This is a genomic window from Dorea acetigenes (assembly GCF_025567385.1).
Lineage (GTDB): Bacteria > Bacillota > Clostridia > Lachnospirales > Lachnospiraceae > Claveliimonas > Claveliimonas acetigenes.
On record NZ_JAOQJU010000023.1, the window covers coordinates 32,516 to 50,838 of the forward strand.

13 protein-coding genes and 4 pseudogenes are annotated in these 18,323 nt (G+C 49.3%); all 17 read left to right on the forward strand.

The window, feature by feature from the left end; genetic code table 11:
• The first annotated feature begins 11 nt into the window (after positions 1–11).
• Complete coding sequence (locus OCV99_RS14055; RefSeq protein WP_055218731.1) at positions 12–842, forward strand: hypothetical protein; 831 nt, start codon at positions 12–14, stop codon at positions 840–842.
• Positions 839–1,942 carry a DUF3846 domain-containing protein gene (locus OCV99_RS14060; RefSeq protein ID WP_055218733.1) on the forward strand — a complete coding sequence of 368 codons (1,104 nt, stop codon included), beginning with the start codon at positions 839–841 and terminating at the stop codon, positions 1,940–1,942. The genes OCV99_RS14055 and OCV99_RS14060 overlap by 4 nt, the downstream gene beginning before the upstream one ends.
• 6 nt (positions 1,943–1,948) lie before the next feature.
• A complete protein-coding gene (locus tag OCV99_RS14065; RefSeq protein ID WP_055218735.1) occupies positions 1,949–2,749 on the forward strand; it encodes a hypothetical protein in 801 nt (266 codons plus the stop codon).
• A 51-nt stretch (positions 2,750–2,800) separates the two neighbouring features.
• On the forward strand, positions 2,801–3,271 hold the full coding sequence (locus tag OCV99_RS14070) for a PcfB family protein (RefSeq protein ID WP_055218737.1): 471 nt from the start codon (positions 2,801–2,803) through the stop codon (positions 3,269–3,271).
• The gene (locus OCV99_RS14075; RefSeq protein WP_055218739.1) at positions 3,268–5,112 is read left to right on the forward strand and encodes a VirD4-like conjugal transfer protein, CD1115 family; all 1,845 of its coding nucleotides are present in this window, start codon (positions 3,268–3,270) and stop codon (positions 5,110–5,112) included. The genes OCV99_RS14070 and OCV99_RS14075 overlap by 4 nt, the downstream gene beginning before the upstream one ends.
• A 239-nt stretch (positions 5,113–5,351) precedes the next feature.
• Entirely contained in the window at positions 5,352–5,483 is a 132-nt protein-coding gene (locus tag OCV99_RS14080; RefSeq protein ID WP_082424488.1) for a Maff2 family mobile element protein, read from the forward strand.
• Positions 5,484–6,201: 718 nt separating this feature from the next.
• Positions 6,202–8,076 carry a group II intron reverse transcriptase/maturase gene (gene ltrA, locus OCV99_RS14085; protein ID WP_082424490.1) on the forward strand — a complete coding sequence of 625 codons (1,875 nt, stop codon included), beginning with the start codon at positions 6,202–6,204 and terminating at the stop codon, positions 8,074–8,076.
• Positions 8,077–8,229: 153 nt separating this feature from the next.
• A pseudogene (locus OCV99_RS14090) lies at positions 8,230–8,328 on the forward strand (Maff2 family mobile element protein); the annotation flags it as partial.
• Positions 8,329–8,334: 6 nt separating this feature from the next.
• The gene (locus OCV99_RS14095; RefSeq protein WP_055218741.1) at positions 8,335–9,000 is read left to right on the forward strand and encodes a VirB6/TrbL-like conjugal transfer protein, CD1112 family; all 666 of its coding nucleotides are present in this window, start codon (positions 8,335–8,337) and stop codon (positions 8,998–9,000) included.
• Positions 9,001–9,575: 575 nt separating this feature from the next.
• Complete coding sequence (locus tag OCV99_RS14100; RefSeq protein ID WP_055218743.1) at positions 9,576–11,408, forward strand: reverse transcriptase/maturase family protein; 1,833 nt, start codon at positions 9,576–9,578, stop codon at positions 11,406–11,408.
• A gap of 102 nt (positions 11,409–11,510) precedes the next feature.
• Positions 11,511–11,786, forward strand: a pseudogene (locus OCV99_RS14105) (VirB6/TrbL-like conjugal transfer protein, CD1112 family); the annotation flags it as partial.
• A gap of 44 nt (positions 11,787–11,830) precedes the next feature.
• Positions 11,831–12,274, forward strand: coding sequence for a SpoVG family protein (locus OCV99_RS14110; protein ID WP_006861292.1), 444 nt, complete (start codon positions 11,831–11,833; stop codon positions 12,272–12,274).
• On the forward strand, positions 12,274–12,831 hold the full coding sequence (locus OCV99_RS14115; RefSeq protein WP_006861293.1) for an MT-A70 family methyltransferase: 558 nt from the start codon (positions 12,274–12,276) through the stop codon (positions 12,829–12,831). Before OCV99_RS14110 ends, OCV99_RS14115 begins: the two co-directional genes overlap by 1 nt.
• Positions 12,832–12,859: 28 nt before the next feature.
• Entirely contained in the window at positions 12,860–13,294 is a 435-nt protein-coding gene (locus OCV99_RS14120) for a PrgI family protein (protein ID WP_006861294.1), read from the forward strand.
• Positions 13,194–14,222 (forward strand): annotated as a pseudogene (locus tag OCV99_RS14125) (VirB4-like conjugal transfer ATPase, CD1110 family); the annotation flags it as partial. The gene OCV99_RS14120 and the pseudogene OCV99_RS14125, both read left to right, overlap by 101 nt.
• A gap of 741 nt (positions 14,223–14,963) precedes the next feature.
• On the forward strand, positions 14,964–16,937 hold the full coding sequence (gene ltrA, locus OCV99_RS14130) for a group II intron reverse transcriptase/maturase (RefSeq protein ID WP_055221925.1): 1,974 nt from the start codon (positions 14,964–14,966) through the stop codon (positions 16,935–16,937).
• A 57-nt stretch (positions 16,938–16,994) separates the two neighbouring features.
• A pseudogene (locus OCV99_RS14135) lies at positions 16,995–18,236 on the forward strand (VirB4-like conjugal transfer ATPase, CD1110 family); the annotation flags it as partial.
• Positions 18,237–18,323 lie beyond the last annotated feature (87 nt).

Here is an 18,323-nt window from a genome sequence, read left to right on the forward strand (position 1 = left end):
TGTGAAAGATTTTGGAAGAAAATAAAGATTACCGTGCTTACCGGTACGGCGATCATTTGGAACCAGGTGCAGAGCTGAAAATCGAGCACAGTGTTTCTTGTGAAGATGTGGATATTTCCTCCCTGATTACAATGGGCGCCGAAAATCTGGAGGCCATGCGCCAGGGAAGTATCGACGGTGAACAGAAAGCCTATGAGATTGTGGTCGCGGCGGCAAAGCAATGGGAAAAGCAGGCAGCCGCCACGCAGATGATCAACCGGGCGCTTTCTTACCTGCGAACCCCGGAGGTGGAGCATACCGCAAATGAATGGCGCAAAACCGACAACTGGCGGAATGACGAAGAAATCAGCAACCGTGTCTACCGCATGAGTTGTGGTATTTGGGAAGATACCAAATATGACCGGGAAACCAAACAGAGCGTACCGGTTGCCTGGTATGTGACCTGGGATGTCTATGTGAACTCCCCAAAGCAGGGTTATGGCGAAAAGATTGCCGGGCAGAATCAGAAACGCTACACGGACAAGGCCGCCGCTGAAAAGTATCTGGAAGGCCGGAAAAAAGCCTACTCCCATTTATTCACGGAAATTTCCCCGCAGATACCAAAACAGTATGAGCACCATTTTACCGTGTATGGAGCACTCCTGCCGGGGTACACGGTGGAGGGTCAGGAACCGGCAAAACCAGACCGCACCGCCACCGAAGTTTCGGAGGGCGGTATTTCTATACCTGAAAAGCCGGAGAAACCTTCCGTGCTGGGAAAGCTGTCTGCGGCCAAAACGCAGGAGAAAACACCTGCTGCTCCCGGTGCGGCAAATAAAAAGAAGGAGGATATGCAGCTATGAAGGTGTTAATGGTAGAGCCGGGCAAATCGCCCTATGAGACTGAAATTGAGGGCGGGCTGGAATCCTTGCAGACTGCCGTTGGCGGAGATATTCAGGCAACTTATCCCTTTGATGATCTGGTTGGACTGATCTGCAATGATGAAGGCAAGCTCATAGGTCTGCCCTTAAACCGGGCACTTTATGATGATGAGGGCCATTTGTACGATATTGTTCCCGGCAATTTTTTGATCGTCGGTTTGGGCGAAGAAGATTTTACAGACCTTCCCGCTGACCTGATGGAGAAATACACGGAGCGATTCAAATACCCGGAGAAGTTCTTCCGTCTGGCGGGTGAGATCGTTGCGGTGAAGCAGCCCCTCCCACCGGAAGAAAAGCAGCAGCCGGCTTCTGTCATGGAGGAACCGGGCAGGGATGACATAAGACTTGACGATACCACGGATTTGGCCTTTGACTTGGATGAATTTTTCAGGCAGAACAGCGGGGCCTATGCAGACCTGTACCCGGATTCCCATGCAGAGAAAGAGCGCATGGCGGACGAGCTGCTTTCAGGAGATACCGGAAAAATCCGAATGAGGCTGGCGGCATTTGAGCGCGAGGAACACATGGAGGGAGAAACAGCGCCGCTTTTAGCGCGTATTTCTTCCTATGAGAAAGAGTACGGGATCAGCGCTTATTCCATTTACCAGCTTGGCTTATCGGACAATACAGACAATCTCCGTTTTATGTCTCTTGACTGGCTGGAAAGCAAAGGGCTTTCCGTGGACCGGGATCATTACCAGATGGTCTATGCAATGCAGCGGGAACCGGGCGAAACACTGGAGGATATTTACAGGCGTTTTAATATCGACCACCCGGAAGATTTCAGGGGCCACTCCCTTTCCGTTTCCGATGTGGTGGTCCTGCATGAGAATGGTGCAGACGCCGCATATTACGTGGACAGCATCGGCTTCAAGGAGCTGCCGGGCTTCTTCGGCGCAGGCGCGCCGGAAGCGAAACGGGATGTTTCGGTGCGGGAGCAGCTTGACAATGCAAGAAAACAGGCGGCACAGACAGAGCCGAAAATATCGGATAAAAGGCCCAGAGAGCCGGAAAGGAGCTGATAGCTTATGCTGATGGCAGTAGAAGGCCCCTATGCCCTGATGGTGCAGCCGGACGATATTTTAATTTCTCCCCGTGAGGTAGACGAGCATTTTGGAACGATGGTCTGCTTCCACTCCCGCTACGCACTGGGTGACAGTCACAATTACATGGATAAAGATGATTTCCTGCGGGAGATGTATTTAGATACCGTGGGGCATGATGAAGCGGGTCTGAAACGCTATGAACATATGGTGAACATTGTGAGCAGCCGGTTCCGGCACGGGCCAAAGACGGAGGAACGGGCGGTTGATGACGCCATGCTGAAGGTGATCTCCGAAAAATACATTACGCTGCCCCTTTATCTCATGGATCACAGCGGCCTTGCCATGCAGACCACAAGTTTCAATGATCCCTGGGACAGCGGGCAAGTCGGTTGGATTTATGTTTCCAAAGAGAATGTCCTAAAAGAGTTCGGCGGCGAAAAAATGACCGGCACCATTCGGAAAAAGGCGGAGGATCTGATGCGCAGCGAAGTGGCCGCTTATGATTCCTACCTGCGGGGCGAGTGTTACGGCTTTGAGCTTTACAAAAACGGCGAGCTTACGGATAGCTGCTGGGGCTTCATGGGTGACTTGGCCGATGTCTGTAAAGATATGGCTGAATATCTCCCGGAGGGCTGTAAGAATATGGTGGACCACCTGGAGGAACAGGATCACCCGGCGACCATCATCAAGACGCTTTTGAAACATGCGAAAATCCAGGTGAACCAGGCGGCAAAAGCCTTTGAACATACCCCGCGCCAGCAGGTGATCGGGGACGCTCGTTAAACAGTTATTTCCTATTTGTTATTACAGATTCTATCAGGAAGGAGGATGCACATGCAGGAAGAATTGGAACAGCGGACCGTTTCGGTCTCCATCCAGGCGGCAAAGCTGTCCGGGCGGGTGCTGCGTTCTGCGATTGCCGCTGTGCTCAGGAAAATGGAGCAGGAACGCACTACCCCGAAAGTCGGCAGGAACAGCATGAAACGGCTGACCTATAAAGACCCTGGAGCCAATACCATTGAAGTGTCCGGCAGAATCCGCTCTTTTGAGCGGTACGCCAGGAAACACCAGGTCCGCTACCATATTGAAAAAGAGCTGGGGACCGATCCCCCGAAATGGACGGTCTATTTCAAAGCAAACCAGGCGGACGCACTGACAGCGGCTTTTAAGGAATTTACGAGGAAGGATCTTACCCGCAGCACCAGGCCGTCGCTTCTTTCCCAGCTTCATAAATTTAAGGAGCTGGCGCAGGTGCTTGGCCGTGACCGGGTAAAGAACAAGGAACACGGAGGGCCGGAACGATGAAGATAGATACCGATGCCCTGAAAAAGCAGGTGATCCTCCATCTGCCCTATCTTCTGTTCCTTCTGGTCTTTGCGAAGCTGGGCGAGGCGGTTCGCCTTGCCCCCGGAGCGGATGCCTCACAGAAATTATTAGGGCTTTCCGAAGGTTTCTCACTGGCTTTTCAGAGTATGTGGCCGGGTGCGGCGCTGGACTGGCTGGTGGGATTATGCGGTGCGGTGATTGTGCGGCTGGCTGTCTATCTCAAAGGAAAGGATGCCAAAAAGTACCGCAAAAATGTGGAATACGGATCGGCCCGTTGGGGCAACAAAACAGACATTGCCCCTTTTATGGACCCGAAACCGGAAAACAACATTATCCTGACGCAGACCGAGGGGCTTATGATGTCCGGCAGGCCGAAGAATCCGGCCCATGCCCGCAATAAAAATGTGCTGGTAGTCGGTGGTTCCGGCTCTGGAAAGACGAGATTTTTTATCAAGCCCAATCTTATGCAGATGCACAGCTCCTATGTCGTCACCGATCCGAAAGGTACGGTCTTGATTGAGGTGGGAAAGCTGTTAAGCCGCGGCACACCGAAACTGGATAAGGACGGCAACCCGGTCCGGGGAAAGAATGGAAAAATCGTGTATGAGCCTTATAAGATCAAGGTATTCAATACGATCAATTTTTCAAAAAGTATGCACTATAACCCTTTTGCCTACATTCACAATGAGAAGGATATTCTGAAACTGGTGACAGTGCTGATCGCAAACACCAAAGGGGAAGGAAAATCCGGCGACGATTTCTGGGTCAAGGCCGAAACTTTGCTTTACACGGCATTGATCGGCTATATTTATTATGAGGCCCCAACAAACGAGCAGAATTTTTCCACTCTGGTAGAAATGATAAACGCTATGGAGGTCCGGGAGGATGACGAAAGTTTCAAAAATGCCGTTGACCTTCTCTTTGACGCACTGGAACAGAAAGACCCGGACCACTTCGCCTTACGCCAGTATAAAAAATACAAACTTGCGGCGGGCAAGACAGCAAAATCTATCCTTATTTCCTGCGGTGCCAGACTTGCCCCCTTCGACATTAAGGAAGTCCGGGAGATCACTATGTATGACGAGTTGGAGCTTGACTTGGTTGGAGATAGGAAAACGGCGCTGTTTTTTATTATCAGCGATACGGACGCGACCTTCAATTTCCTTGTCAGCATGGCCTATACGCAGTTGTTCAATCTGCTGTGCGAGCGTGCCGATGACAAGTACGGCGGCAGGCTGCCGGTACATGTGCGGTGCCTGATCGACGAGGCCGCCAATATCGGGCAGATTCCAAACCTGGAAAAACTGATGGCAACGATCCGTTCCAGGGAGATTTCGGCCTGTCTGGTCCTGCAGGCGCAGAGCCAGTTGAAGGCGCTTTATAAGGACAACATGGACACCATCATCGGCAACTGTGACGCTTCCCTTTTCCTGGGAGGCAAGGAAGAAACCACGCTGAAAAGCTGGAACTCCCTGCTCGGAAAGGAAACCATTGATATGTATAACACCAGCGTCACCAAAGGCAACCAGGAATCCCACGGCCAGAACTTCCAGAAGTTGGGGAAGGATCTAATGTCGGTGGACGAGCTGGCCGTGATGGACGGAGGAAAATGTCTGCTGCAGATCAGAGGCGTGCGCCCTTTCCTCTCCCGGAAGTACGATATTACCAGACATCCAAATTACCGGCTGCTTTCCGATTTCAATGAGAAGAACGCTTTTGACATTGAGAAATTTTTATCTACAAAACTGCCGATGCGTCCCGGCGAGCTGTACCGCAATTATGAGGTCACAGCGGAGGATTTGGAGGCTCCGGCTATATGATGATGTAGCTGCCTGTTAAGGTTTCTGGCTTTGACGGGCTTTTTCTTTTCACCGGAAGGAGGTTTTATTGAGGATTCGTGCACCTCCCTGACAACTGAATATTTTTTCAGGTATATCCTGAACTCTGCCGCCCCTGTGCTTTTTGTAAATGTTCTTGAAGCACAGGGGCGTTTTTTCGTTTCCGGCCTGATATGGCCACAACACAAAAACAATATTTCTTAAATTAAAGGAGGAACTTTATGGCTTTTTTTGCAAGTGCGATTGATACCCTGAAAATCCTGGTTATTGCTCTGGGTGCCGGCCTCGGCGCATGGGGCGTTATCAACCTTCTGGAAGGTTATGGCAATGACAACCGTGCGACACGTTTCTAACTGAAAAGGTTAGGCACTAAGTCGAAGGGCTTTATAGCTTGAAATCTTAGGAGAACTGACAATCCGATGGGTGGAATGAAAGGGAAACGCCTGGAAACGCCCACACTGATACTCCGATTGGCTTTGAAGTGTGCAACTGCTTCATGGTCAAAAGCTCGGTGAAGTCGGCAGAGAGTGGCCGTAAGCGGAACAATCCGCACGAAACCTGCCCAGAGGTGGGCGGCGTCACCTATATGCCGGGTGTCAGATACTCATGGTGAGAATGTGCGACCGACCGCACTGACTACTTCCGAATGTACGGGTCTAAACGTTGTGAGTGTGTCGAAAGGCATACGGCCATTGATATGGCGTGTCCGTGGATTAGTAAGACTGGTTGTTATGAAACTCCACGTGCCGTTACAGGCGGCAAGGTTCTTTTAGAACTGGGCACAGGCTTAGAGGAAGCACCTAAAAGTATCAAATGATAGGATTGTCGGAACGTGGAAAGCTGGGAACGTATAAAACAAGCCGTTGCAGGCCGTTGGGCGGGAAAGCCGGGTAAAACTGGTATAACCGCACTTAATCCCAGTGAGAGTAGGGGCATGGTACCGATGAAGCAGAAATAATAAGTCTGTGGAGGGACGGCCCCAAGTCGGAAATGAATTAAGAATACTGAAAACACAACAAACACAGCTTCGAGTATGACAAAGAAAATCCAAACCGAAAGGAGCGGGTGCCTGTGTTGACTTCGGAGCAGCAAACACACAAACCGAAACAAAGTAAAATCCGCTATACGGAGTATTACGACCTGCAAAACACTTTTGACCGTCTGTATGCCGACAGTTTGAAAGGCAAGACCTTTCAGAACCTTGTTGGCCTAATGGCAAGTGAGGAAAACATCAAGCTGGCATATCGGACAATCAAAGGAAACAAAGGAAGTGGTACTCCTGGCGTGGATAAGAGGACGATTAAACATCTGGCTTCTATGGAGGAGGAGAAGTTCGTCCGACTTATCCAAAAACAATTCAGTTGGTATAATCCCCGCCCGGTAAGGCGGGTAGAAATCCCAAAACCTAACGGAAAAACAAGACCGCTGGGTATTCCCACAATCGTTGACCGTATCGTACAGCAATGTATTCTGCAAGTGCTGGAACCGATATGCGAAGCAAAGTTTCACGAGCGTTCCAACGGTTTTCGTCCAAACCGCTCCACGGAACACGCTATCGCACAGTGCTGTCGGCTCATGCAGATACAGCATTTACACTATGCGGTTGACCTGGATATACACGGTTTCTTTGACAACGTACATCATGGAAAGCTGATAAGGCAGATGTGGGAACTGGGTATCCGGGATAAAAAGCTGCTGTGCATTATCAAGCAGATGTTGAGAGCGCCTATCGTTCTTCCCGATGGCAAGAGAATTTACCCGACAAAGGGAACGCCGCAGGGCGGCATACTATCACCGCTCTTGTCAAATATCGTGCTGAATGAACTGGACTGGTGGGTATCTTCCCAATGGGAAAATATGCCCACCCATTACGAATACAAGACCCGGCAGAACGCACGTGGTACGGACATCAAAAGCCATACCTACCGGGCTTTGCGCCGGAGTAATCTCAAGGAAATGTATCTCGTAAGATATGCCGATGACTTCAAAATCTTCTGCCGCAGTTACAAAGATGCAGTGAAAGCGTTTGAGGCAACAAAGCGGTGGCTGAAAGACCGTTTAGGACTGGACATCAGCCCGGAAAAGTCAAAGGTAATCAACATGGAACAGCGGTACTCGGAATTTCTGGGATTCAAGATGAAAGTCTACCGTAAAGGGAAAAAGTACGTGGTCTGCTCACATATGAGCGATAAAGCGATTGCGCACGCAAAGGAGAAAATCTCAGCTGCGATTAAAGCGATACAGACCCCGGCTGACAGCCAAAGTCAATACATCGCAATACAGCAGTACAACTCGGTAGTTGCCGGACTTCATAATTACTATCGTCTGGCGACCCGTGTAGGCGAGGACTTTCCTAACCTAGTGCAAGGGCTGAAAAAGCAAATGTCAAACAGACTGCGGGGCTTGACCCGAAAGGGAAAACTGGAACGCGGCTTCATAAAGGAGCGGTACGGAAAAAGTAAACAGCTAAGGTTTTTGAACGGACACCCGCTTATTCCGATGGGATATGTTCAGACACGGGACGCCCAGCACAAGAAGAAAACCATCAACCGGTACACACCGGAAGGACGGGCAGAAATCCATAAAAATCTCGGTGTAAACACCGATACGATGATATGGCTCATGCGAACTCCTGTACTGGACAAAAGTATTGAATTTGCAGACAACAGAATTTCGTTGTTTGCGGCTCAGTATGGGCGGTGTGCCATTACAGGCACAGAACTTATGCCCTATGACCTACGCTGTCACCACAAAGTTCCGCTGGAAAATGGCGGGACAGATAAGTACAGCAACCTTGTTCTCGTAACCGAAGCTGTTCACCTGCTTATCCATGCCACCTTAGAAGAAACGATACAGAAGTACCTAAAACAACTCCAACTGAACAAAAAGCAACTGGAAAAACTCAATAAACTGCGGAAACTGGCGGGAACGCCAGCTATCGCTTAAGCATTCTTTAATGCTGTAACGAAGTGTGTAAGTTGTGTTCAAAACCGTTGAAATTCATTTCCGATGGAGCGCCGTGTGCGGTGAAAGCCGCACGCACGGTGCGGAGCGGGGGAAAATCCGGCGATAACTTCAAAGGATTACCTATCGCTATCTGGTGCCAAATCCCAGGGCATGAAACAGCTTATGGCTGGCGGCGGCATTGCGCTGGTGGGTGCCACACTGATCCCGCTGCTCTCCGGCCTGTTCGGTTAATAGCCGATGGGCAGTCTGTTTGAACGGATAACAGACTGGATTAAAGAGGGCTTAATTGAAGCGATCACAGGACAATACACCGGTATCTTTGAGTCCGTCAACAGCCAGGTCTCGGATGTGGCCTCACAGGTAGGACAGACGCCGCAGGGCTGGAATGGCGGCGTGTTCAGCATGATCCAGAATCTTTCTGAAACCGTCGTCATTCCCATTGCGGGAATTATCCTGACTTTTGTCCTTGTCTATGAACTGATCCAGATGATCCTGGAAAAGAACAACATGCACGATTTTGATACGTTCAACATCTTCAAGTGGATTTTCAAAACCTTTGTTGCCACATACCTGCTCACCAACTGCTTTACTATCGTCATGGCGGTGTTTGACGTCGCCCAGAATGTGGTGAGCCAGAGCGCCGGCGTGATAAACGGGAACATGGACGTCACCGCTGCGCTGGCCGACCTGGAAACGCAGCTTGAAGCAATGGGGATGTGGGAGCTGATCGGCCTGTGGCTGGAGACCAACATTATCAACCTGTGCATGTGGGTGTTGTCCATCGTGATCTTTGTCATTGTGTATGGCCGTATGATTGAAATATATCGCGCGTCCAGAAACGCCGCTTTTCATCCAAAGGCGGTGTGCGGGCATTTTGGGACCCCGGCTTTAGCAAGCCGGTAAAGAAAAGTATCAAAGACGTGAAAAGCGTCACTTTAGCGTCATCCGATTTACTCCGGAGGGAAACCACAAGGGGGACAATAGCGTATCGGAAAAATCGCAAGTTGGGGAAACCATCTACCCACGACTGAGCGGCAAGACGCAACATTGTGAATGAGGAGCAAGGCTAAACTGCTTTAAGGGCAGTCCGAGGCGGGATACTCGACCCGGCGGCGCAGGATGGTTGTATTCGCCGTATGTCATAGCGGAATGTGACAGGTAAACACAGACCGCACGATACTTATGACAGCCAGCCGCAGTAAGCGGAAAAGGACGAAAACCCACTACCGACATCACAATACGCTTTTCCCAAAGTGTCTAACTGGAGATTGCCTAAACCGGAATGCCGGAACTATCCGGCTATGCGTAATGCCGCAAGGCGATAAATTTCAAGGGGTAAAAACCCAAGAAAGATGACGCTGAATATCCGGCATGGCAACGGAGCCTCCGTAGTAGTCTGAGGGCGGGAAAGCCGTCTACATGGCGAAGGGAGGCAGGATGTCAACCAATTCATAAAAAGGAAAGGTGCGTGAGGCATTATGAGAAGTCCTGAAAATGTGTTGGAAAGCCTAAAATCCAAGGCGTGTAACAAGAGTTACAAGTACGAGCGGTTATACCGCAACCTGTACAATCCACAATTCTATCTGCTGGCATATCAGCGGATACAGGCGAAACCAGGCAACATGACAGCCGGAACAGACGGCAAAACCATTGACGGAATGGGAATGGCAAGGATAAACGCCCTCATTGAAAAGATGCGGGATTTTAGTTATCAGCCTAACCCGGCAAGGAGAACGTATATCCCGAAATCCAATGGGAAAATGCGTCCTCTGGGGATACCGTCATTCGACGATAAACTGATACAGGAGGTGGTGCGGCTCATCTTAGAGAGTATTTATGAGCCAACCTTTAGCGACTATTCCCACGGTTTCCGTATAAACAGAAGCTGTCATACGGCACTCAAATATGTGCAGAAATATTTTACGGGGACAAAGTGGTTCGTTGAGGGAGATATAAAGGGCTGTTTTGACAACGTAGACCATCATGTGTTGATTGCTATTTTGCGAAAGCGGATTGCAGACGAACATTTCATCGGTCTGCTCTGGAAGTTCTTGAAAGCCGGATATATGGAGGATTGGAATTATCACAATACTTATTCCGGCACTCCACAAGGCTCCATCATCAGCCCTATCCTTGCAAACATCTACATGAACGAACTGGACAGTTATATGGCAGAGTATGCAGAGAAATTCAACTGCGGAAACCGCCGTAAAATCAATCCTGCGTTCAAGAAGAAATTGGATGTCTGCCGAGGGAAAGAACAAAGGCTTAAAAGAAATATCTCTAAAATGAGCATGGAAGAAAAAGAGGGCTTAATTGCAGAAATCCGGGAACTGCGGCGTAGTCTGAAATCTATACCGTATAGCGACCAGATGGACGATAGCTATAAACGGCTTTGCTATATCCGATACGCCGATGATTTCTTAATCGGAGTTATCGGCAGCAAAGAGGACGCAGAACAGATTAAACAAGATGTAGGCTGCTTTATCCGGGACAAACTCCATCTGGAAATGTCCGAGGAAAAGACATTGATTACTCATGGACACGACGCTGCGAAGTTCTTGGGATATGAGGTCACAATCGCCAAAGGCGAACACAACAAAAAGACCAAAACCGGGGATACCAGACGGGTAAACAATGGAAAAGTCTTACTTTATGTTCCCCATGATAAGTGGGTAAAACGACTGTTCTCCTACGATGCCCTCAAGATTAAATACGACAAACAAAATGGAAACAAAGAGGTTTGGGAACCTGTCCGGCGCACTCGCCTGTTGCACTTGGACGATTTGGAAATCCTAAACCAATACAACGCAGAAATCCGTGGATTGTATAACTATTACCGACTTGCAAACAACGTGTCTGTACTCAATAACTTCTACTATGTAATGAGATACAGTATGCTCAAAACCTTTGCTGGAAAATATCGGACACGAATCAGCAGAATTATCCGCAAGTACCGTCAAGGAAAAGATTTTGTTGTGGAATATCCGAAGAAAAACGGCAAGGTCGGAAAGGTATTGTTTTACAATAATGGGTTCCGCCGGGACACTAAAGTAGAAAGCGGAAATCCTGATATAGTAGCAAGAATTTTTGAGAATTATGGGCGTAATAGCCTTATAAAAAGACTGCAAGCAAACAGGTGTGAGTGGTGTGGCGTAGAGAATGTGCCGCTTGAAATACACCATATACGAAAACTCAAAGATTTAAGTGGCAGAAAACAATGGGAAATCGCCATGATTGGGCGTAAGCGCAAGACAATGGCACTCTGCATTGACTGTCACGATAAGTTACACGCAGGAAAGTTAGACTGACATCTGGAGAGCCGGATACATCGAGAGGTGTAAGTCCGGTTCGGAGGGGAGTTCTCGGAAACCTGCCATAGCAATATGGCAAGGCGCCGGGTTCTTACCCTACTTACAGTCAGCCTGGCACCCATACCCTTTTCCACAATGGCAAACCGTGAATGGGGGCAGATGGGGACAAATTACCTGCGCTCCCTGTTTGCTTTAGGTTTCCAGGGGTTTTTGATCCTGGTCTGCGTTGCAATTTATGCGGTGCTGGTCCAGTCAATCCCTTCTTCCGGCGACATTCACGGCGCAATCTGGGGCACGGCAGGCTATACGGTCCTGCTGGCCTTTGCCCTGTTTAAGACAGGCTCGCTATCCAAAAGTATTTTTAACTCGCATTAGCGTGTAACCAACCTATATTTTAACAAGAAGGAGGACTTTTCTATATGAGTAAGACAAACAACGAACCCATGCAGCCGGAGGCACAGACGGGTGAAAGCTTGAAGCTGGATGTAACTGTGCGCCCGATTGCCCCGATGGGGAACCTGCTGGCTTACGCCAATGTGACGATTGGGGACTGTTTCAAGATTGACGGCTTCCGCATCTGCTCCGGTGAAAACGGCCTGTATGTCAACATGCCTTCCACCCAGGATAAGCAGGGAAAATGGAGGGATGTCTGCTGGCCGGTGACGGCGGATTTCCGCAGGCAGCTTAACGACGCCCTGATCGAAGGGTACGGCCAGGCGATTGAAAATTTGCAGGCCACCCTTGAAGCGACAAAGGGAGCGGCGGAGAAACCTTCCTTGACCGGTGCCCTGAAGGATAATGCCGGCAAGGTCAAGACGCAGCCGGCAAAATCTGCTCCCGCCAAGAATGAGCAGGCCCGATAATGCCGGAGGCTGGAAAATATGGCATCGTGTACGCAGACCCGCCCTGGCGTTACGATATGAAACGCGGCAATGGGGTGGCGGAAAACCATTACCCCACCATGAGCATAGAAGAAATATGCGCACTGCCGGTTACAGACCTTGCGGCCAGAGACAGTGCGCTTTTTCTATGGGCCACCTTCCCACAGCTCAATGAAGCCTTCCGGGTGATCGAAGCATGGGGATTCAAATATAAGACGCTGGCCTTCCTCTGGCTGAAACAGAACCGGAAAGCGGATTCCTGGTTTTATGGGATGGGATTCTGGACCCGCTCTAATGCGGAGGTATGCTTACTGGCGACCAGGGGGCACCCGAAACGCCAGTGCGCGGGAATCCATCAGTTTGTGATCTCCCATATCGAGCAGCACAGCAAAAAGCCGGACGAGGTACGGGATAAGATTGTGAAGCTCATGGGCGACCAGCCCAGGGTAGAGCTTTTTGCAAGACAGCAGACCCCCGGCTGGGATGTGTGGGGCAATGAAGTGGAATCCACGGTCACGATGCAGGAACGAAATCAGTAAGATACAGCATGAATGGAGGTGAATTTACATGCCCTATGTACCCGTACCCAAAGACTTAACAAAAGTCAAGACCAAGCTGGCGTTTAACCTGACGAAGCGCCAGCTCATTTGTTTCAGCCTGGCCGCACTGGTGGGGCTGCCGGTATATTTCCTTACCCGCGGCGCTATCGGCAACTCGGCGGCAGTGCTGTTGATGATCGGGCTTATGATGCCCTTTTTCTTTTTCGCCATGTATGAGCGGGACGGACAGCCGGCGGAGAAACTTCTGAAAAACAGGCTCCGCCATAAGCTCTGGCCGAAGAAACGGCCATACCGGACGGAAAACCTGTATAAATCCATGTCAAAGAAGGAGGTTACGAGGATTGCCAAAAACCAAACAGCAGGAGGCCCAGGAAAAACGTCTGCAAAGAAACATCAGGCAGGCAAAAAAGACCAGGGCCGACGCAAAGACAAGCGGAAATAAGACTGTCCGCACCAGGCCGCCTAAAAAGGGCGGCTTTTTTGCCGGGCTGAAAACGGACGCCCCGCAGACGGTCCAGCAGAGTATTCCCTATAAGGAAATGTACCGGGATGGAATCTGCCGGCTGACGGATAAGCTCTACACCAAGACGGTGCAGTTTTTTGATATTAACTACCAGCTTGCACAGGCGGATGACAAAGCGCAGATTTTTGAGGGCTACTGTGATTTCCTCAATTATTTTGACGCTTCGATCCATGTGCAGCTTACTTTCATCAACCAGCGGGCCAATATGCAGGATTTTGCCCGCAGTATCGACATTCCCATCCGCGGCGACGAATATGACGGAATCCGCAGAGAGTATGGGGATATGTTAAAGAGCCAGCTCCAAAAAGGCAACAACGGCCTTACAAAGCGGAAATATATCACCTTTGGGATTGAGGCTGACGACCTCCGCACTGCGAAGATGCGCCTGGAGCGGATCGAGGCTGATGTGCTGGCAAATTTCAAAGCCCTGGGAGCACAGGCAAAGCCGTTAGACGGGCTGGATCGCCTGGAGCTCCTTCACAGCCAGCTACACCCGGACGGGCAGGAAAAATTTCATTTTACCTGGGTGGACCTGCCGAAAACCGGGCTCTCCACAAAGGATTATATTGCGCCCTCCGGCCTGTCGTTCTCGAATGACGGAAAGACCTTCCGGGTGGCCGACCATTCCGGGGCGGTGTCTTTTTTGCAGATTTTAGCGCCGGAACTGACGGACCGTCTGCTGGCGGAGCTTTTGGACCTGGACGACGCCGTGACGGTGAACCTGCATATCCAGTCCATTGACCAGACCCAGGCGATCAAGAACATCAAGCGCAAGATGTCCGATTTGCAGAAAATGACCATTGAGGAACAGAAGAAAGCGGTCCGTGCCGGGTATGACATGGACATCAGTGCGACTCGTTCCTGAACAAAGCCTTCGTGGTTGAAGGACAAAATCAGGCACTAACAAAAGAACGAAAATTTCAGATGTTAGGAGAACTAACAATCCAAGAGGTGGAATGATGGGGTAACGCCCTGAAACGCCCCCTTAATACTCCGACTGGCGGGTGTAAGTGAAAACTGACCTGTCAGAAGCTCGGTGAAGTCGGCTGAGAGTAGCCGTATGGATTGCTGGATACTTACCAGCCCCACGAAAGCTGTCCAGAGATGGACGGTGCTACCTATAGGCCGGAGGTCTACAAAATACCCAAGGTCAGAATGTTTGAAATATGACTGACGAAAACCGCGAATGTAAGGGTCTATACCATGACGGCATAGAAATGTGCTGGTAGCGTTCATCGCTAATCAGTGTGGTGGAGTAAAAATTGATGTTATGAAACACCATAGCACGTTACAGGCGTGTTCAAGCTGACAGGCTTAAAGCGGAGACCTAAAGGTATATGTAAAGATAGGATTGTTGGAACGAGGAAAGGCAGTAGGCTTCTACCATTAGGAAGTAAGCAGACGAATCATATAAGCTGCTGTACTACTGCTGAAAAGCAGAGGTCGAACTGATGATGTTTTCTGCGAAAAAGAGGAAAACGGAGGAATGGCCTCAAGTCAGTCAAACAGGCAACTTAGCACTTAGTCGCAATTAGGATTGCGAGTATGACAAAAAGAAGTCACTCGCCGTAAAGGAGAGTGATGCCTGATGCCAAATGAGAAGAAACCAAAAACCAAATGCGTGGAGTATCTCCGCCATGCTGAATACTACGATATGCAAAGTACCTTTGATGAACTGTATGCCAGAAGTCAGGCAGGAGAAATTTTCGAGAACCTGATGGATGTGATACTTTCAAGAGAAAATATCCTGCTGGCCTATCGGAACATCAAATCCAATACCGGGAGTATTACGCCGGGAACAGACAAGCTGAAGATTTCTGATATTGGTAAACTTACCGCTGATGAAGTCACAGCAAGGGTACGCAAAATCGTCAAGGGAGCTAAAAACGGCTACACCCCAAGAAGCGTAAGACGCAAAGACATCCCAAAACCAAACGGGAATACCAGGCCACTGGGAATCCCTTGTATCTGGGATAGATTGGTACAGCAATGTATCAAGCAGGTCATGGAACCTATCTGCGAAGCCAGGTTCAGCAACAATAGCTATGGATTCCGTCCAAATCGGTCGGTTGAAAATGCGATAGCGGCAATCTACAGGCTTATGCAAAAGTCAGGACTTCACTATGTAGTAGAGTTTGACATAAAAGGTTTCTTTGACAATGTAGACCATTCAAAACTGATAAAACAGTTATGGTCACTGAATATCCGGGATAAAGAACTGCTCTATGTAATCCGTAGGATTCTCAAAGCTCCAATCCTCATGCCGGACGGCAACACAGAACACCCAACAAAGGGAACGCCGCAAGGCGGAATTATTTCCCCACTATTGGCAAATGTGGTGCTGAATGAACTTGACCATTGGATAGAAAGCCAATGGCAGTGCAACCCGGTAACGGAAAACTACGCTTACAGAGAAAATGCGGCAGGCTGTCCGATACAAAGCCATGCGTACCGGGCAATGCGGAATACACGGCTGAAAGAAATGTATATCGTGAGATATGCAGACGATTTTCGGATTCTCTGTAGAACAAGGGAACAGGCAGACCGGACGCTGATTGCGGTCACGCAATGGCTGAAAGAACGCCTGCGCCTTGATGTTTCACCGGAGAAAACGAGAGTTGTTGACGTCAGACGGAGCTATTCTGAATTTCTCGGATTCAAAATCCGACTACGCAAAAAGGGGAAAAAGTACGTCGTTCAATCGCACATGTGCGATAAAGCATACAAAAAGGTTAAAGCCAGCCTGACTAAACAAGTCGGAAATATCAAATTTCCCAGAAAAGGACGTGGAGAAGCCGGGGAAGTACGGCTGTTCAACTCCATGGTTATGGGAATCCAGAATTACTACCAGTTAGCCACTGACATCAGCATAGACTGCGGTGATATTGGCAGAACTGTTAATACAGTTCTCAAAAACAGGCTGAAATCTGGAAAGACACACCGGCTGAAAAAGGAAGGCCGTGACCTGACAAAAACGGAAATCCAAAGATATGGGAAATCGGAGCAACTAAGATATATAGTACAATCCAAAGAACCGATTTATCCAATAAGCTATGTTCAATGTAAAAATCCAATGAGTCAGCGGCGAAAAGTGTGCGCTTACACAGCGGCAGGAAGAAGTGAAATCCATGACGATTTGCGGATAAACACTTTCTTACTGCTACAGCTAATGAGAGCGCCTACATACAGCCGCAGTACAGAGTATGCGGATAACCGTATCTCACTGTTCTCCGCTCAATGGGGAAAATGTGCGGTAACGGGAAAGAAATTTCAGTGTATATCAGAAATTCACTGCCATCACAAGAAGCCAAAAGGAATTGGAGGCAGAGATAAGTATGAAAATCTGGTATTGGTGCTTGCACCAGTACATGAACTGATACACGCAGTTGATGAGGACACTATTCGTTCTTATCTCACCGCTCTTAAATTGGATACTTCACAGCTCACAAAGCTGAACAAACTGCGAACATTGGCAAAAAGGAAACCCATTGATTTGGAGAAGCCAAATCTTACGAATAATTCTCATAATGGTATGACTAAGGAGACTAAGAAATCTGTTTGATTGATGGAACGCCGGATGCGGTGAAAGTCGCATGTCCGGTGTGAAGCGGGGGAAAAGCTGGAGATAACTTCAAAGGCTTACCTATCGCTATTACCTACCGACCTTGCCACCTACGGCGAAGAAGCAAAGAATCTCTTACAGGATTTGCAGAGCCGGAATGAGCGCATGTTTCTTGTGACGGTGCTGGTGGAGAATATCGCTTCCAAACGGCAAAAGCTGTTTAATGATATTCTGTCTGCCTCCGGTATTGCGCAGAAATATAACTGTGCCCTGAAACGTCTGGACTACCAGCAGGAACAGGGGCTTATGTCCTCTCTTGCCTTAGGGTTGAACCAGATTGAAATTGAGCGTGGGCTTACGACCAGCAGCACCGCCATTTTCGTGCCGTTTACGACCTGCGAGCTGTTCCAGGAGGGCGAGGCTCTTTATTATGGTCTGAACGCATTAAGTAATAACCTGATCATGGCGAACCGCAAGAACTTAAAGAATCCAAACGGCCTGTTCCTGGGAACGCCCGGCAGCGGCAAGTCCTTCTCTGCCAAGCGTGAGATCGTCAACGTGTTCCTTTTGACGGAGGATGACATCATTATTGCAGACCCGGAAAATGAGTACGGGCCTCTGGTACAGCAGTTTGGAGCCCAGGGGCAGGTCATTGACATTTCCCCGACTTCCACCAACTATATCAATCCGATGGACATTAACCTGGACTATTCGGATGATGAAAACCCCATCACACTGAAAAGTGATTTTATCCTGTCGCTGTGTGACCTGATTATCGGCGGCAAGGAGGGGCTTTCCCCAATTGAGAGGACCATCATTGACCGCTGCACGAGGCTTGTGTACCGGGATTACCTGCAGGACCCCCGTCCGGAGAATATGCCGATCCTGGGTGACCTGTATGGGCTGCTTTTGAAGCAGTCTGAACCGGAGGCGCAGAATATCGCTACGGCGCTGGAAATCTACGTCAATGGCTCCCTGAATGTGTTCAATCACCGTTCCAACATTGACATGAACAACCATCGGGTACTCTGCTTCCAGCTCAAATCTCTGGGCAAGGCCCTGAAAGAGATCGGGCTTCTCATTATGCAGGATGCCGTGTGGAACCGTGTCACCGCCAACCGCTCCAAACATAAGACGACCTGGTTCTATATCGACGAATTCCATCTCCTTTTGAAAGGCCAGACCGGAAGTTTCAGCGTGGAAATCTGGAAAAGATTCCGTAAATGGGGCGGCATACCGAGCGGCCTGACACAGAATGTAAAGGATCTGCTGGCCTCCCGTGAGATCGAGAATATTTTTGGTGCGACACGTTGACGCACAAACATCGCTCTATGAGGGTAAAACTTCATGGACTTATGGCCATGCGATGCTAAAATCGTCGGACTT

What these genes read in the sequence shown, in the direction of transcription:
- OCV99_RS14060 (WP_055218733.1), top strand. Translation starts at nt 839, where the DNA reads ATGAAGGTGTTAATGGTAGAGCCGGGCAAATCGCCCTATGAGACTGAA.
- OCV99_RS14115 (WP_006861293.1), top strand. Translation starts at nt 12,274, where the DNA reads ATGCCGGAGGCTGGAAAATATGGCATCGTGTACGCAGACCCGCCCTGG.
- OCV99_RS14095 (WP_055218741.1), top strand. Translation starts at nt 8,335, where the DNA reads ATGGGCAGTCTGTTTGAACGGATAACAGACTGGATTAAAGAGGGCTTA.
- ltrA (WP_055221925.1), top strand. Translation starts at nt 14,964, where the DNA reads ATGCCAAATGAGAAGAAACCAAAAACCAAATGCGTGGAGTATCTCCGC.
- OCV99_RS14120 (WP_006861294.1), top strand. Translation starts at nt 12,860, where the DNA reads ATGCCCTATGTACCCGTACCCAAAGACTTAACAAAAGTCAAGACCAAG.
- OCV99_RS14070 (WP_055218737.1), top strand. Translation starts at nt 2,801, where the DNA reads ATGCAGGAAGAATTGGAACAGCGGACCGTTTCGGTCTCCATCCAGGCG.
- OCV99_RS14075 (WP_055218739.1), top strand. Translation starts at nt 3,268, where the DNA reads ATGAAGATAGATACCGATGCCCTGAAAAAGCAGGTGATCCTCCATCTG.
- OCV99_RS14065 (WP_055218735.1), top strand. Translation starts at nt 1,949, where the DNA reads ATGCTGATGGCAGTAGAAGGCCCCTATGCCCTGATGGTGCAGCCGGAC.
- OCV99_RS14110 (WP_006861292.1), top strand. Translation starts at nt 11,831, where the DNA reads ATGAGTAAGACAAACAACGAACCCATGCAGCCGGAGGCACAGACGGGT.
- OCV99_RS14080 (WP_082424488.1), top strand. Translation starts at nt 5,352, where the DNA reads ATGGCTTTTTTTGCAAGTGCGATTGATACCCTGAAAATCCTGGTTATT.
- OCV99_RS14100 (WP_055218743.1), top strand. Translation starts at nt 9,576, where the DNA reads ATGAGAAGTCCTGAAAATGTGTTGGAAAGCCTAAAATCCAAGGCGTGT.